The following is a 13,459-nucleotide window of genomic DNA, read 5'->3' as shown; positions in this document are numbered from 1 at the left end:
GGAGCAAGCTGGATTATAAGAACAGCAACCAAATTACAGCGGGAGAGGATAACACAATGAAGGCACCTTTATTCAGGGACCCGGTATACGACGGGGCAGCAGATCCGGTCATCATCTGGAACCGGGAAGCACAGGAATGGTGGATGATTTATACGAACCGCAGAGTGACAGCGGAGGGAGAAGGTGTGGCCTGGGTGCACGGCACAGACCTCGGTGTTGCTTCCTCGCGCGACGGCGGGACAAGCTGGCTGTACCGCGGCACCCTGCAGGGGCTCGATATGGAATGGGGCCGCAATACGTTCTGGGCACCGGAGATTATCTGGCATGACGGGCTGTACCATATGTACGTCAGCTACATTCAGGGCATTCCGTCAGGCTGGGCCGGCCACCGGCGCGATATGCTCCATTATACCAGTCTTAACCTGCTGGACTGGACCTTCTGTTCCAAGCTTGAGCTGAGCTCGGACCGGGTAATCGATGCCTGCATCCACAAGCTGCCCGGCGGCGGGTTCCGCATGTGGTATAAGGATGAGGCGAACGGGTCGCATACCTATGCGGCGGACAGCAAGGACCTGTACCAGTGGGAGGCTACCGGACCTGTCATTACCGGACGGCCGCATGAAGGGGCCAACGTCTTCCGGTTCAAAGACCATTACTGGATGATAGTAGATGAATGGCGCGGGCAGGGCGTCTTCCGCTCCGCTGACCTGGAGACATGGGAGCGTAACGGTCTGATCCTGGACCGGCCGGGAACCCGTGAGGATGACGGTACCATCGGGCTGCATGCAGATGTCGTTGTGCAGGGCGATGAGGCTTACATCTTCTACTTCACGCATCCCGGCAGAGACGGCAGCGAGAGCGAAGACACCCCTGAAGGCAGATACCAGAGCCGCCGCTCCTCGGTTCAGGCTGCCCGGCTGGATGTAATTGATGGCGTGCTTGTCTGCGACCGGAATGAGGCGTTCGAGCTCAAGCTGCTGCCGGAGCAGGATTAATGGGCGGATTTGTTTGTTCCTAAGCATGAATCAATCGGGATCTTGAAGTCCTAACGGACAGCAGAGCTCTTATTTACCGAAAATCAACTATTCTAGCCGGGCTAACGGACCACAGCGGCCTTATCGCTTCTCCAGCTGCGAATAATGGGCTGAATACGCTGACATAAGGGCTTTGGTGTCTGTTAGCTTGCAAAAAACGGACCTAAAGCAGAAATAAGGGCTGCTGGGTCCGTTACTTACAGGAAGTGAGCAAACGGTACGGGTTCATCTGCGGGGATCAGGATGATTACGGCTAAGGAACCCTGCAGCGCAGCTAAATTTATGAAACGGCCCCCCTTTTTTAGGAAGGAGGGGCCCGTTTCTTTTTTTTTGCCGGAGCCTGTAACTATTGTAACTGCAGGCAGCAGATTATAAGAGCAGGATAGAAGAGATAGGGCGTACATAATGACACCTGAAGGGATGTAGCACATGGAAAAGAATAACGAGTACATGTATTGTATGGAGGATGAGCGCCGGGATAACCTGATGCTGGAGGTGGCACAGCTTGCGGTATCGACGGTATTCCTGTTCAAGGAGCAGACGTATAAGGGCAGATGCAATGTCGTATACAAGGATCATGTAAAGGAGCTGTTCCAGCTTTCCCCTGAAGAATTGGCGGCCTTTATGGGCGATGTGCAAAAAGCGGCTGCCGCGATCGACCAGGCCTTCGGGCCGGACAAACTCAATTACGGGGCTTACGGGGACAAGCTGCATCATCTGCATATGCATATTGTGCCTAAATATGAGGGGCAGAAGGACTGGGGCTCAACCTTTGAGATGAATCCGGGGCAGGCGTATTTAACAGATGAGGAGTATGCAGAACGGATCGCACTGCTGCAAAAATATTTATAGCACAGCATTTTAACCGTCAGCACCTCTACCCGGAGGAAGTTGGCGGTGTTTTTTTTGTAAAAATACATAGTTAATTACTTGGAATAGTGTGAAATTAATCATATCACCTTATGTCAGCTTCGGGATAAAATCACCCTAGTAAACCGATCACATTGGTTGTTAATTAGCTGTCAGATTTAGGGCTTTATTTTGGCGGACGGAAGGTTGTGCTGATGAATTTAGACTGGGAGTTTATTATGGAAAGCCTGCCCTTGTACGGGGATGCCATGTGGCTGACGGTGAAGCTGGCGTTAATCGCGATTGCGCTGTCGCTCGTGCTCGGGCTTGTGTTTAGTCTGGTGCTTTTTTATAAGGTTAAAGGGCTTAGAAGCATTATTCTGGCTTACATCGAATTGTCGAGAAACACGCCGCTGCTGGTCCAGCTGTTCTTCCTGTATTACGGCTTGCCGAAGGTGGGCATTCACATGAGCGAGTTCCAGTGTGCGGTGGTCGGGATGACTTTTCTCGGAGGCAGCTACATGACGGAAGCGTTCAGAAGCGGAATCGAGGCGGTCGGACGGACACAGCTGGAGTCGGGGCTTAGTATCGGACTGAGCAAGGTGCAGCTGGCGAGATACGTGATTCTTCCGCAGGCGCTGGCTATCAGTATTCCTTCTTTGGGAGCGAACGCGATTTTTCTGCTGAAGGAAACGTCCATTGTCGGGGCGATCGCCTTGATGGACCTGATGAACGTCGCCAAGGATCTGATCGGCATGCATTACAAAACTGCGGAATCCCTGCTGCTGCTGGTGCTGGCCTATCTGATTCTGGTGCTGCCTTTGTCGCTCCTGCTCAGCTGGGTGGAAAGGAAGGTGCGGCATGCCGAATTCGGGAATTGAGGTGCTGTTTGAGGGCTCGAACTTCGAGCGGCTGCTCGGGGGACTGCTGGTTACGATCGAAATTTCTTTTGTCTCCATTGTTATAGGGACTGTGCTGGGGGTGCTGATGGGCCTGCTGCGGACGGTGAATTCCCGGCCTTTGCGGCTTGTTCTGCGGCTGTACCTGGAGGCCTTCCGGATTATTCCGATCCTGGTCTGGCTGTACGTGGTGCATTTCAGCTTTTCGCCTATGCTGCACATTGATATCAGCGGAGAGGCTACTGCGATCCTGGTGTTCAGTCTCTGGGGGGCGGCGGAGATCGGCGATATTGTGCGCGGCGCGCTGGAATCGATGCCTAAGCATCAGGTGGAGTCGGGGCAGGCGCTGGGCTTAAGCAGAGGTCAGCTGTACCGGCATATTCTGATCCCGCAGGCGGTGCGGCGGATGCTGCCGGGCTCGATCAATCTGGCTACCCGGATGGTGAAAACAACGTCGCTGGTTGTGCTGATCGGTGTTATCGAGGTGGTAAAGATCGGGCAGCAGATTATTGAGCTGGGTGTGATCAAAGCGCCGAATGCCTCGTTCTGGGTGTACGGGTTCATCTTTATCCTGTATTTCCTTGTCTGTTACCCGCTGTCCAGACTATCCAGGAGATTCGAGCATAAATGGCAAAATTAGCGGAGGAAGGAAATGCAGATATGATGAAGACAGGTGAGCTGCTGCTGGAGGTACAGGATGTCCATAAGACATTCGGTGACCGTCAGGTGCTGAAAGGAATTGATCTGCAGGTGGAGCGCGGAGAGGTCATTGTCATTCTCGGGCCTTCCGGCTGCGGCAAAAGCACCTTACTGCGCTGTCTCAACGGTCTTGAGCCGGTGCAGGGCGGACATATTCTATACCGCGGCCAGGATCTGGCCGGAGGGGATGTCAATTGGCGCGAGCTGCGCCAGCATATCGGGATGGTATTCCAGAATTATGAGCTGTTTCCGCATATGACGGTGATGGAGAATATTCTGCTGGGGCCGCTGAAGGTGCAGCGGAGAGAGCGTACGGAAGCGCAGCAGCAGGCGCAGGAGCTGCTGGATCGGGTCGGCCTGGCCGACCGGGCGGGCGATTATCCCCGGCAGCTGTCAGGCGGGCAAAAGCAGCGGATCGCGATTGTGCGGGCGCTGTGCATGAATCCGGACATTATTTTATTCGATGAGGTAACGGCTTCGCTTGATCCCGAGATGGTGCGCGAGGTGCTTGATGTCATCCTGGGGCTGGCAAAGCAGGGCATGACGATGATTATTGTGACGCATGAGATGGGATTCGCCAAATCGGTTGGCGACCGTATCGTTTTTATGGATCAAGGCACCGTATGTGAGGTTGCTCCGCCGGAGCAGTTCTTCACCAGTCCTGCGACAGAACGTGCACAGCACTTTCTTAATATTTTTGAGTACAACAAACTATAGAAACAGGGGATGAGAGAGATGGGTAAAGGCAGAAAATTAGTAACGGGTATTATTGCGGCAAGTATGCTGCTGGTGGGACTGACTGCATGCAGTAATTCGGATAACAACGTCGGATCGAATTCGTCTTCTTCCAAGTTTGATTCGATTGAACAGCTGAAGAAGAACGATAAGATCCGGATCGGGGTATTTGCCGACAAGCCGCCGTTTGGCTATGTGGATTCCGAAGGAAAGAATCAGGGCTTTGACGTCTATATTGCCAAAAGATTTGCCAAGGATCTGCTCGGCGATGAATCCAAGGCAGAATTTGTCCTGGTGGATGCGGCCAGCCGTGTAGCCTACCTCGAATCCAATAAAGTGGACATCATTATGGCCAACTTTACGGTTACGGATGAGCGGAAGGAAAAGGTCGATTTTGCCAGCCCGTATATGAAGCTCTCCTTCGGGATCGTCTCCCCGGACAGTGCGCCGATCACCTCCATCGACCAGCTGAAGGAGAAAGGCCAGAGGCTGATCGTCGCCAAGGGGACTACGGCTGAAACCTACTTCACCAAAGAATATCCGGACATTGAGCTGCTGAAATTCGACCAGTATACCGAGATTTTCTCTGCACTCAAGGACGGCCGCGGCGCCGCGATTGCCAATGACAACACCGAGCTGATCGCCTGGACCAAATCCAATCCCGGCTTCACCGTAAGCATCCCGGCCTTCGGCGGGCAGGATACGATTGCCCCGGCAGTAGCCAAGGGCAACACCGAGCTGCTGAACTGGCTCAACACCGAGCTCGAGACGCTGGGCAAGGAGCAGTTCATTCATGAGGCGTATAATGCGACCCTGAATGAGGTTTACGGTGAAGGCTATACCGACGAGCTGGTGGTTGAGGGCGGTAAAATCGAGTAGCTATAAGTTGGTAAAGAATACAGGATCCAAATGAAGCTGCGCTGTGCGGATAATCCGCCAGGCGCAGCTTTTTGTAGTAGGCAGAATGTGAAAATAACGGTAAAAGTCCCGTTGTTAGGCCGGAAAGCAGGCGGGGACGCGAAAATAACGGTAAAAGTCCCGTTGTTGGGCCGGAAAGCAGGCGGGGACGCAAAAATAACGGTAAAAGTCCCGTTGTTAGGCCGGAAAGCAGGCGGGGACGCAAAAATAACGGTAAAAGTCCCGTTGTTAGGCCGGACAGCAGGCGGTGGGAGCGAATCAGGAAGAAGAGCCGGCACCGGCAATCCCCCGGATATACTCGATAAAATCCCGGATATGCCGCGCATAGATCGGCTCGTCCCGGTAGACGAGGCAGATGTGCCGGCGGTTGACGTACCCGTCTCCCGGCAGGGGCCGCCGGATCAGCTCGCCGGCTGCGGTCTCCTTGAGGACGCTGCGCAGCGGCAGCACCCCGATGCCGGAGTTGAACTTCAGCGTCTCCTTGATCGTCTCGATCGCTCCCAGCTCCATGACGGACCGGAACTGGACGCCGGCGTAAGCCGCCCACTCCTCGGCCAGCTGCCGGGAGGTAGAGCCCTGCTCATGGAGCAGAAAGGTCTCGCCCTGCAGCTGCTCCGCAGTCAGGGGCTCAGCTCCGCCGAGCGGATGGCCGGGCTTCATCACCAGCTGCAGCTCATCCTCAATAAGCGGCAGCACCTGCAGTCCCTTCAGCGGCTCGTCCGGCAGTGAGATGACCGCTGCATCAATTTCGTGGTGTCTTAACAGCGAAAGCACCGTTTCGGCTTTTTTAACCGTCAGCAATAAGTCCGTATCAGGATACTGGTGCCTGTAATCCGCCAAAAACGGCGGCAGATAATAAGTGGCCGGGGTATAGCTCGCGCCAAGCTTCAGCCGGCTGTGTGTATGCAAGGCCCGTGCCCGCATTCGTTCTGCCGCCTCCTCCATGAGTGAAACGACGCGCCGAGCATACGGCAGCAGTTCTTCCGCCGCCTCCGTGCGGATCAGCTTCCTCGACTGCTTGCGGAACAGCGGAGTCCCGAGGCTCTCCTCCAGCTTGCGCAGATGAAAGCTGACGGTCGGCTGGGTAAGCTCCAGCGTCTCCGCTGCTTCCTGCAAAGTCTCCCTGCGCATAACCTCCACAAATACTTTTAGCTGCTGTACGTTCAATAGCTTCACGCCCCCTCTATATTTGAAATATAGACGTTATCTATTAAACATTCAATATACATAGATATATTTAATAAAACTAACACCCAGGCTTAACGTTGCTCTTACATAATGTTGTTAAAGTTTGAATTAACGCTAAGGCGAAACAAGAAGCTCAAGGGGGATCAATCAATCGTGAAACGGAATTGGCTGAAAACAGCAGGTATTGCAGCAGGTGCGCTCTCATTATTGGTAGTTACAGCTTGCGGAGGACAGAACCAGGGTAATACAACTGCTGCAGCAGCTGACGGAAATACGGCAGCCACAGCTGAACCGGCGGCAACAGCTGCACCAGCCGGTGACCAGACGCTGACAGTGTACCTGAATGATTTTGATGCAGTCATCGGTGAAATGTTCGAGAAAGAGACCGGCATCAAGCTGAACATCGTCTCCGGTAACGGTGCCGAGATTATGTCCCGTATTGAAGCCGAGCAGGGCAATCCGCAGTGGGATGTCGTGTGGATCGATGCGATGCCTTCGATTAACGGGCTGGATGCCAAAGGACAGCTGCTGACCGGCTGGACGCCGGATAATGTGGCCGGACTGAAAGACCAATATGAATCGCTGATTCCGGAAGACGGCTCGTATTATCCGACCGGAGCCCATGCTGCAGGAATCATTGTCTACAATAAAAATAACATTACGGGTGCAGATATTCCTGCCTCCTGGGAAGACCTGAGCCGCACCGCTTATAAGGGCAGACTGGGCATGGCTGATCCGGCGATTGCGGCACCGGCGTATCCGTTTGTCTCCAGCTTTTTCGAGGATAAGGGAATGGACGGCGGGAAGGCCTACTTCAACACACTGATGGAGCAGGGGCTGCGCGTGTATCCGAAGAATCCGCAGGTGGTACAGGCTCTGACCGCTGGAGAAATTGATATTGCTGCGCTGCAGGAATCGAATGCGTATTCCATGGTGGCTGCCGGAGAACCGGTGGAGCTGGTATGGCCTGAAGAGGGAGCGCCGGCATCCGTACGTGTGGCTGCAATCCAGAAGGATACGGCAAAGGCTGACGCCGCGAAGCAGTTCGTGAGCTTCCTGCTGGAGCCGGAAGTACAGCAGGAGCTGGTCGATACCGGGGATGAGGCTTATTTCGAGCCATCGGCGGAGGGTGCAGAACCGAAGGCTGACCGTGCTGCTGATGCCAAGCTGAACTTTACAGAGGCCGCATGGGCGAGCGGGCATGAGGCTGAGATCAAGCAATGGTTTGCCGATCAGGCTGTGCAGTAAGCGGGGATTATGGTAAAGGCGCTTAATGTTAACCGGCTGGGCTGGATTGTCAGCATCCTGCTTGCCATACTTGTCCTGTTCCCTCTGGCAGCGGTCATCATTCAGGTACTGCTGCCGGGCGTTTTCTTCGGTGAGCTGAACTTTGGCGATCTGTCGCTGCTGCTGGATGTGTTCAACCGCCCGCTCTGGCGAAAATCACTGGAAAACTCGCTGCTGCTGGGAATCGGCACTACACTGTTTGGAACCATTCTGGGGACGGTGCTGGCTATGGCCCGTTCCCGCTGGTCTTTCCGGGGGGCTGCGCTGCTGGATGCCGCCGCCTGGATTCTGTTCATTATGCCTTCCTTCATTCTGGCCCAGGGCTGGATTATGTTCTCTGCCGGCAACGGGCTGGCAGCGTCCCTGTTCGGCTGGAAATGGGTAAGCTCCGCTGTATTCTCACCGGCCGGTCTGGTTGCAGTGATGACCTTCAGCAAGTTTCCGCTGGCTTATCTGACAGTCCGTGCGGCAATGGAGTGGAAGATGGATATGCTGTCACAGGCTGCAAGGCTGTGCGGCGCCAGCTCATGGCGCGTGTGGCGGACGGTGGAGGTTCCGCTGCTGCTGCCGTCAATTTTTTCAGGCGCATTGCTGGTCTTTATGGATACAATCGGAGACTTTGGTCTTCCGTCGGCAATTGCCGTAGTGTACCGCTTCCCGACACTGCCATATTCTATCTACTCGGCAATTTACACCTCGCCAATCCGCTTCGACATGGCGGGTGTGCTGTCCCTGTATCTGGTGCTGCTGATCGCGATGGCAATTGCCGTCCAGTTCTATGTGCTGCGCAGAGCCAGGTATGACATTCTGTCAGGGAGAGCGGTCCGCTCGGCCCCCGGCTCTGCCGGCAAATACAGCTGGCTAATCAGCTGCGCGGTCGGTCTTCTGCTCATCGTTGTCATCGGCATCCCGATCGGCTCCAGCCTGGTCATGTCCATTCTGCAGGTACAGTCAGGAGGACTGGTGAGAGGCAATCTGACGCTTGAGCATTACAGTGAGCTGTTCCGCCACGGTGCGGATTTATTCCCGGGAATCGGCAGATCGCTGATGATTGCAGCTGCAGCTTCTGTATTCGGGCTGATTATCGGCCTTGGCGCAGCATTTGTGCTGTCCTATTCCCGGTTTAAATTTAAAAAGCTGATTGAGACCGCTACGCTGATCTCCTTCGCGGTTCCGGGCGTTGTGCTCGGCATCGGGTATATCTTTGTCTGGAACCAGAAGTGGCTGGAGCCGCTGGGACTCAGACTGTACAGTAAGCCGCCGATCCTGGTGCTGGCGGCCATTGCCGGAGCGATCCCGGTCATTACCCGGATTATCACCGGCTCGATGGCCAAGGTTCCCGGGCATCTGCTCGATGCCGCACAGATTCAGGGGGCTTCCCTGGTCAGCCGGGTGCGGACGATCCTGATTCCGCTGATCCGCGGCGCGCTGGTGTCAGGTGCGCTTGCTGCCTTCGGCTCCTGTATTTTCGATCTGGCGGTCAACTCTATTCTGTTCCCGCCGAATTTTGTAACCCTGCCGATTGTCATTGACGATGCCTTTGAAGATATGCGGTTCGGCTACGCATCTGCGGCTACAGTGACCGGAGGAGGCATTATTGTACTGATCCTTGTTGTAATTGAATCCATCTTTAAGAAGAGAGGGGCGAGAGCATGAGACAACCACAGACTGTACACGCCCCGGGCACACCGCTGCTCGAAATCCGCAATTTGCAAAAAAGCTACGGCGGTTTCCAGGCGCTGGGCGGTATCAACCTGGAGCTGCAGGAGGGTGAAATTATCAGCGTGCTGGGTCCCTCGGGCTGCGGCAAGTCAACGCTGCTGCAGCTCGTTGCCGGACTGAGCCAGCCGGACGGGGGAGAGATTCTGCTGCACGGGCAGGCTATCGCTTCCGCTTCCCGGATGACGCCGCCCGAAAAACGGGGCATCAATATGGTGTTTCAGGACTATGCACTGTGGCCCCATATGAATGTGTATGACAATGTCGCCTATGGCTTGAAGCAAAAGCGATTGTCCGCGCAAGCCATCAAACAAAAGGTGGAGGAGGCTATGACGCTGCTCCAGCTCGAAGGCTTCGAGCGGCGTCTGCCGCCGCAGCTGTCAGGCGGCCAGCAGCAGCGGGTGGCAATTGCCCGCGCCCTGGTGACAGAGCCGCGGCTGATGCTGCTCGATGAGCCGCTCTCCAATCTGGACATGCGGCTGCGCGTGGAGATGCGGACCGAAATGTCGGTGCTGTTCCGCAGGCTGAAAATGAGTGTGTTCCATGTGACACACGATCCGGAGGAAGCCTTTGCCATGGCCGACAAGCTGCTGCTGATGCGCAGCGGGGCGGTGGACCAGCTGGATACGCCGATGGCCTGCTACAACAAGCCGGCCAGCAGGCAGGCGGCTTCGCTGCTGGGGGCAATCAATGTGCTCAGCGGCACCTTTGCCGGCTCTCCGGGGGATGCAGCCATTCAGTGCTCCGCCGGCTTGCTCCAGGGAACCGTCTGCGGTCCGGATGGAAGCCTGCGGGCGGAAGGCCACGCAGAGCTGCGCTTCCGGCCGGAAGCAGTGAAGGTACTGCCCGCCGGAGCAGAAGCTTCTGCTGGGCATGGAGACTCCAACCGGATTGAAGCCACCGTCATCCACTCGACCTTCGAGGGAACTAAGTGGCGGACGATGGCCGAGTCTGCGGCAGGAGAACGCTTATACCTGTTCAGTGAAGAACAGCGGGATAGCGGGAGCATCATTTATGCCGGGCTTCCCCGTGAATCCGCCTATATTTACGCAACCTGACAGCAGGAAGAGAACCTAACAGATTATTCGCGAAAGGCCGCTGATATTGTGCTCCATACATCAAAGAACACAGGCAGGCTGCTGGCGGTTTCAGACATCCACGGGCATGCCGGAGGGCTGCAGCAGTTGCTTAATACCGCTGAATATAATCCTGCATCAGACCGCCTTATATTGGTGGGGGATTACATAGACGAAGATCCGCCAAGCTGGGAGACACTGCATCTGATCAGGAGGCTGACAGAGGAAGGGGCGCTGGCTGTTCCGGGCAATATGGAGCTGCGGCTGCCGGAGCAACTTGCAGACATTGCTTCCGGAGCTTCCGGCGGCACATCCCTCCGTGAATGGCTGCGGGGCCTGCCTCCATACATCGAAGCTGACGGTTACCTGTTCGTCCACGCCGGATTCCGTCCGGATGTGCCGCTTGCCGGACAGATCCTGCAGGATATGACGGAAATTCGTGAGGAATTCTGGGGAGTGCAGCCGCCGCCGTACGCCGGTAAAGGTATTATTTTCGGACATACGCCGACCTTTAAAATGGGGGCCAAAGCAGGTGAGGTCTGGAGGAAATCCGGACTAACCGGCATCGACACCGGGGCGAAGCATAACTGCCGGCTGACGCTGCTGGATGTTCACAACGGTATTGCCTACTCCTGCTCGACCGAAGCCACCAGACAGCATTACAAGGATTTTAAAATAAATATGCTGGAGGACAGGTAATGCTTATCACCGAAGGCCCCGCTACTGGCTGCTATTACCTTTTGCCGTGGTGGCAGCTCCCGCTTTCTTTTTCAAGCTTCCTATTATTAACATCAGCAAAGGCAGCCCCAGCATGTTCACCGGCAGAGCGAAAGGAACCCAGTAGCGCTGCAGGTAATTCGTTGTAGCTTCAATTACATTTTGCGGAATCAGCGCAAAGACAAACATGACCGGAGCAATGAACCAAATCATAATTCTCCAGCTCTGGACCTTCAGAAATTGCGCGGTTCCGTAGCTTACTAAGAACAAATAGACGGCCAGCTTGACGAATACACTGGAAATCCAGATGACGACCGGAACAGCATCGAAATTATCGATGAAGCCAAACAATGAGATTTTCTGGGTCATTTCAAAAAAGGGATACCACATGTTAGGGCTAAGATTGACGCCGAGTACAGCAATGATCATGATTGTGGTCAATAGAACAATGAGGTTCGCAATCAGTACCGCCGAGATCGTATAGGCCCGTCCCTTATGCGGCCGGGACAAAAAGGAGGCAAACATCAAATACTCGACGGAATGGCCCAGATATGAAGCAGGAGCCAGCGAGCCACGCAAAATATCCTTAAAGCCGCTATCCGCATAGACGGGGAGAATTTGCTTCAGGTTAATATTATTGCTGTTGGCAAGCAGGACGAGTACGACCATGATCAGAATGATTGGCCCCAGAAATTCACTGCAGCGTCCAATTCCTTCAATGCCTCCGGCATAGGCGGCATAAGCAATCAACAGGATCATCAGCAGAATCACGAATTCCTTGGGCGTCTCCGGAAGCAGCATAATATTAACAAGGTCGGAAAATTGGCGGAGTACAATCGGGATAATCGTGTACCACTGTACAAGATAGATGACGATTACCAGCTTGCCGAGCCAATTCCCGAAAACCAAGGGCGCATAGTCGATAAGATTCTGGCCTGGAAAAATCTTGGCAACAGCCGTTACCAGTAAGGCAACGAGCAATGCAATACAGCCTGCCGCAATAATGGAGAGCCATGCATCTTGCTTAGCGGCCTGCAGGCTCGGGGTTATCGTCATCACCAGGGTCATCCCGAGATTCATGCTTAAGATGATCCATAATACCTGCATGCCGGAAATTTTCAGATTCATTGTGTGCATCCTCTACATTTTATGATATTGCTATTTTTTCGGATAAGCACGGCCATGTGTTTTGCCTAATTGCTCGATTTGAAGCTCGACCTCAACCTGCACTGGCATTGCGGGAAAGATTTCGCTCCAGGAGTCCTGTATCTTTTTCCAGAAATAAGGGTGCTCAATATGGATTTCCTCACCCATGCCGAAGATGTCGGACCTCATTTCCTTCTGGACATGGGTCAGCAGGCCTTCGATCCTGCTCTGCAGCTGCCTGGAAAATTGCTGCTCCACGTTTTTTCTGTTCTTCTCATTGTCCAGATTCAGCCTTGTGTTGTTAGAAACCACCTTAACCACTGTATGGAAGATGACCTTAGCCTCGGGATGATCATCCAATATCTTCGTATGCACGTGTACACGGCTCTCTGATGACTTTACACTTATGGTTCCCTTGTAATCCTTTTCCTCAGGCTCCGCCTGAATCGTAAATCCCAGACGATAGGGGTCCCCAATCCACCAGCGCAGCAGATCAAGCTCTGAGGGCTCGGTAAATCCGCTCAATTTATTGCCGAGGTAGACTGCAGTCCTATCGATCGCAACCGATTCTTTATCCGTGCCCTTATGGATAATCCGGATGGCTGCAGTTACCGGGGATGTTCCGGGCGAGGAGAAGGCCTTCAGAAATTCATCGAACTTTACGGAGAAGCTCTGTCTGCTGCTTTGAATTTTGCTGATTGCTAGTGCCGGAATTAGTTCCATAGGGTAGGGAGCGCTCAGAATTTCTTTGGCGGTTGCTCCATAGGCTGTTAACACGTAGCTGTTGTAACGGGTCTCCGGGAAGCGTGTAAAAAGGTCCTGAACCTGATTAAGGCCGTGCCGTGCGTAACTCTCCCCGATCAGGAATACCTCCCTGTGGCCAAAATAGACGTATCTGGACATTTGCTGCTGGACCTTCCCCAGTGCTTCCTGCAAATCATTTCCTTTGGCTGAGATGACGACAACCTGCTTCTGGCTGCCCCCTGATTTCACCGCACTGGGTATGCCTGTCGGGAGCGCAATCTGATAGGACACCTCAACCAGCCCGCTGTCCGTTAAATCGATTCCGCTGCCCATAATTAATGCGAGATCATCCATTTCCCTGCGGTCCCAGCAGCCGGTCGTCATACAAAGGATAATCAGGAGAAGCATATATCTGCATGTCCTTATAAATCTGCTCATGTTTAATCCC

At 54.2% G+C, this 13,459-nt stretch carries 13 protein-coding genes; 10 read left to right on the top strand and 3 right to left on the bottom strand.

Translation table 11 applies throughout. The features are described from left to right. The first annotated feature begins 56 nt into the window (after positions 1-56). The 6 genes from R70723_RS22655 to R70723_RS22630 all read left to right on the top strand — a co-directional run bounded on the left by R70723_RS22655 (position 57) and on the right by R70723_RS22630 (position 5,095). A complete protein-coding gene (locus tag R70723_RS22655; protein ID WP_039875598.1) occupies positions 57-995 on the top strand; it encodes a glycoside hydrolase family protein in 939 nt (312 codons plus the stop codon). 468 nt (positions 996-1,463) lie between these two features. Then, entirely contained in the window at positions 1,464-1,886 is a 423-nt protein-coding gene (locus tag R70723_RS22650; RefSeq protein WP_039875596.1) for an HIT family protein, read from the top strand. Between the two features lie 212 nt (positions 1,887-2,098). Beyond that, entirely contained in the window at positions 2,099-2,764 is a 666-nt protein-coding gene (locus R70723_RS22645; protein ID WP_039875593.1) for an amino acid ABC transporter permease, read from the top strand. Then, positions 2,745-3,422: an amino acid ABC transporter permease gene (locus R70723_RS22640; protein WP_039875592.1), complete on the top strand. Its 678-nt coding sequence runs from the start codon at positions 2,745-2,747 to the stop codon at positions 3,420-3,422. The genes R70723_RS22645 and R70723_RS22640 overlap by 20 nt, the downstream gene beginning before the upstream one ends. A 20-nt stretch (positions 3,423-3,442) precedes the next feature. Further along, positions 3,443-4,198 carry an amino acid ABC transporter ATP-binding protein gene (locus R70723_RS22635; protein ID WP_039879171.1) on the top strand — a complete coding sequence of 252 codons (756 nt, stop codon included), beginning with the start codon at positions 3,443-3,445 and terminating at the stop codon, positions 4,196-4,198. An 18-nt stretch (positions 4,199-4,216) separates the two neighbouring features. Next, positions 4,217-5,095, top strand: coding sequence for a cysteine ABC transporter substrate-binding protein (locus R70723_RS22630; protein ID WP_039875590.1), 879 nt, complete (start codon positions 4,217-4,219; stop codon positions 5,093-5,095). A 297-nt stretch (positions 5,096-5,392) separates the two neighbouring features. Here the strand turns inward: R70723_RS22630 and R70723_RS22625 are convergent, their stop codons facing one another. After that, entirely contained in the window at positions 5,393-6,301 is a 909-nt protein-coding gene (locus R70723_RS22625; protein WP_039875589.1) for a LysR family transcriptional regulator, read from the bottom strand. Positions 6,302-6,475: 174 nt separating this feature from the next. On the opposite strand from R70723_RS22625, the gene R70723_RS22620 reads away from it, so the two are divergent. From R70723_RS22620 to R70723_RS22605, 4 genes are read left to right on the top strand one after another with little or no spacing between them, the layout of a single operon-like run. Continuing rightward, positions 6,476-7,570 carry an extracellular solute-binding protein gene (locus R70723_RS22620; RefSeq protein WP_039875587.1) on the top strand — a complete coding sequence of 365 codons (1,095 nt, stop codon included), beginning with the start codon at positions 6,476-6,478 and terminating at the stop codon, positions 7,568-7,570. A 9-nt stretch (positions 7,571-7,579) separates the two neighbouring features. Then, a complete protein-coding gene (locus tag R70723_RS22615) occupies positions 7,580-9,265 on the top strand; it encodes an ABC transporter permease (RefSeq protein ID WP_039875584.1) in 1,686 nt (561 codons plus the stop codon). Then, on the top strand, positions 9,262-10,386 hold the full coding sequence (locus R70723_RS22610; RefSeq protein ID WP_047171205.1) for an ABC transporter ATP-binding protein: 1,125 nt from the start codon (positions 9,262-9,264) through the stop codon (positions 10,384-10,386). The genes R70723_RS22615 and R70723_RS22610 overlap by 4 nt, the downstream gene beginning before the upstream one ends. Before the next feature lie 48 nt (positions 10,387-10,434). After that, positions 10,435-11,103 (top strand): metallophosphoesterase, encoded by a 669-nt coding sequence (locus tag R70723_RS22605; RefSeq protein WP_052421432.1) that lies wholly within the window; start codon positions 10,435-10,437, stop codon positions 11,101-11,103. Positions 11,104-11,124: 21 nt separating this feature from the next. On the opposite strand, the gene R70723_RS22600 is transcribed toward R70723_RS22605, so the two are convergent. Together R70723_RS22600 and R70723_RS22595 are read right to left on the bottom strand one after the other, a co-directional pair. Then, positions 11,125-12,249, bottom strand: a complete 1,125-nt coding sequence (locus tag R70723_RS22600) for a GerAB/ArcD/ProY family transporter (protein ID WP_047171204.1) — start codon at positions 12,247-12,249, stop codon at positions 11,125-11,127. 30 nt (positions 12,250-12,279) lie between these two features. Continuing rightward, positions 12,280-13,449: a Ger(x)C family spore germination protein gene (locus R70723_RS22595; RefSeq protein WP_039875582.1), complete on the bottom strand. Its 1,170-nt coding sequence runs from the start codon at positions 13,447-13,449 to the stop codon at positions 12,280-12,282. Positions 13,450-13,459: the final 10 nt, after the last annotated feature.

Origin of the sequence: Paenibacillus sp. FSL R7-0273, from assembly GCF_000758625.1 — a bacterium.
In the GTDB taxonomy this organism is placed as follows: domain Bacteria; phylum Bacillota; class Bacilli; order Paenibacillales; family Paenibacillaceae; genus Paenibacillus_AQ.
The sequence above is the reverse complement of the archived record's forward strand: the minus strand, read 5'-3'. Positions and strand labels throughout refer to the sequence as shown.

Bases quoted from the DNA above. Each gene is read 5' to 3' on its own strand.
- R70723_RS22610 (WP_047171205.1), top strand. From the start codon at position 9,262: ATGAGACAACCACAGACTGTACACGCCCCGGGCACACCGCTGCTCGAA.
- R70723_RS22635 (WP_039879171.1), top strand. From the start codon at position 3,443: ATGATGAAGACAGGTGAGCTGCTGCTGGAGGTACAGGATGTCCATAAG.
- R70723_RS22630 (WP_039875590.1), top strand. From the start codon at position 4,217: ATGGGTAAAGGCAGAAAATTAGTAACGGGTATTATTGCGGCAAGTATG.
- R70723_RS22655 (WP_039875598.1), top strand. From the start codon at position 57: ATGAAGGCACCTTTATTCAGGGACCCGGTATACGACGGGGCAGCAGAT.
- R70723_RS22645 (WP_039875593.1), top strand. From the start codon at position 2,099: ATGAATTTAGACTGGGAGTTTATTATGGAAAGCCTGCCCTTGTACGGG.
- R70723_RS22600 (WP_047171204.1), bottom strand. From the start codon at position 12,249: ATGAATCTGAAAATTTCCGGCATGCAGGTATTATGGATCATCTTAAGC.
- R70723_RS22595 (WP_039875582.1), bottom strand. From the start codon at position 13,449: ATGAGCAGATTTATAAGGACATGCAGATATATGCTTCTCCTGATTATC.
- R70723_RS22640 (WP_039875592.1), top strand. From the start codon at position 2,745: ATGCCGAATTCGGGAATTGAGGTGCTGTTTGAGGGCTCGAACTTCGAG.
- R70723_RS22650 (WP_039875596.1), top strand. From the start codon at position 1,464: ATGGAAAAGAATAACGAGTACATGTATTGTATGGAGGATGAGCGCCGG.
- R70723_RS22615 (WP_039875584.1), top strand. From the start codon at position 7,580: ATGGTAAAGGCGCTTAATGTTAACCGGCTGGGCTGGATTGTCAGCATC.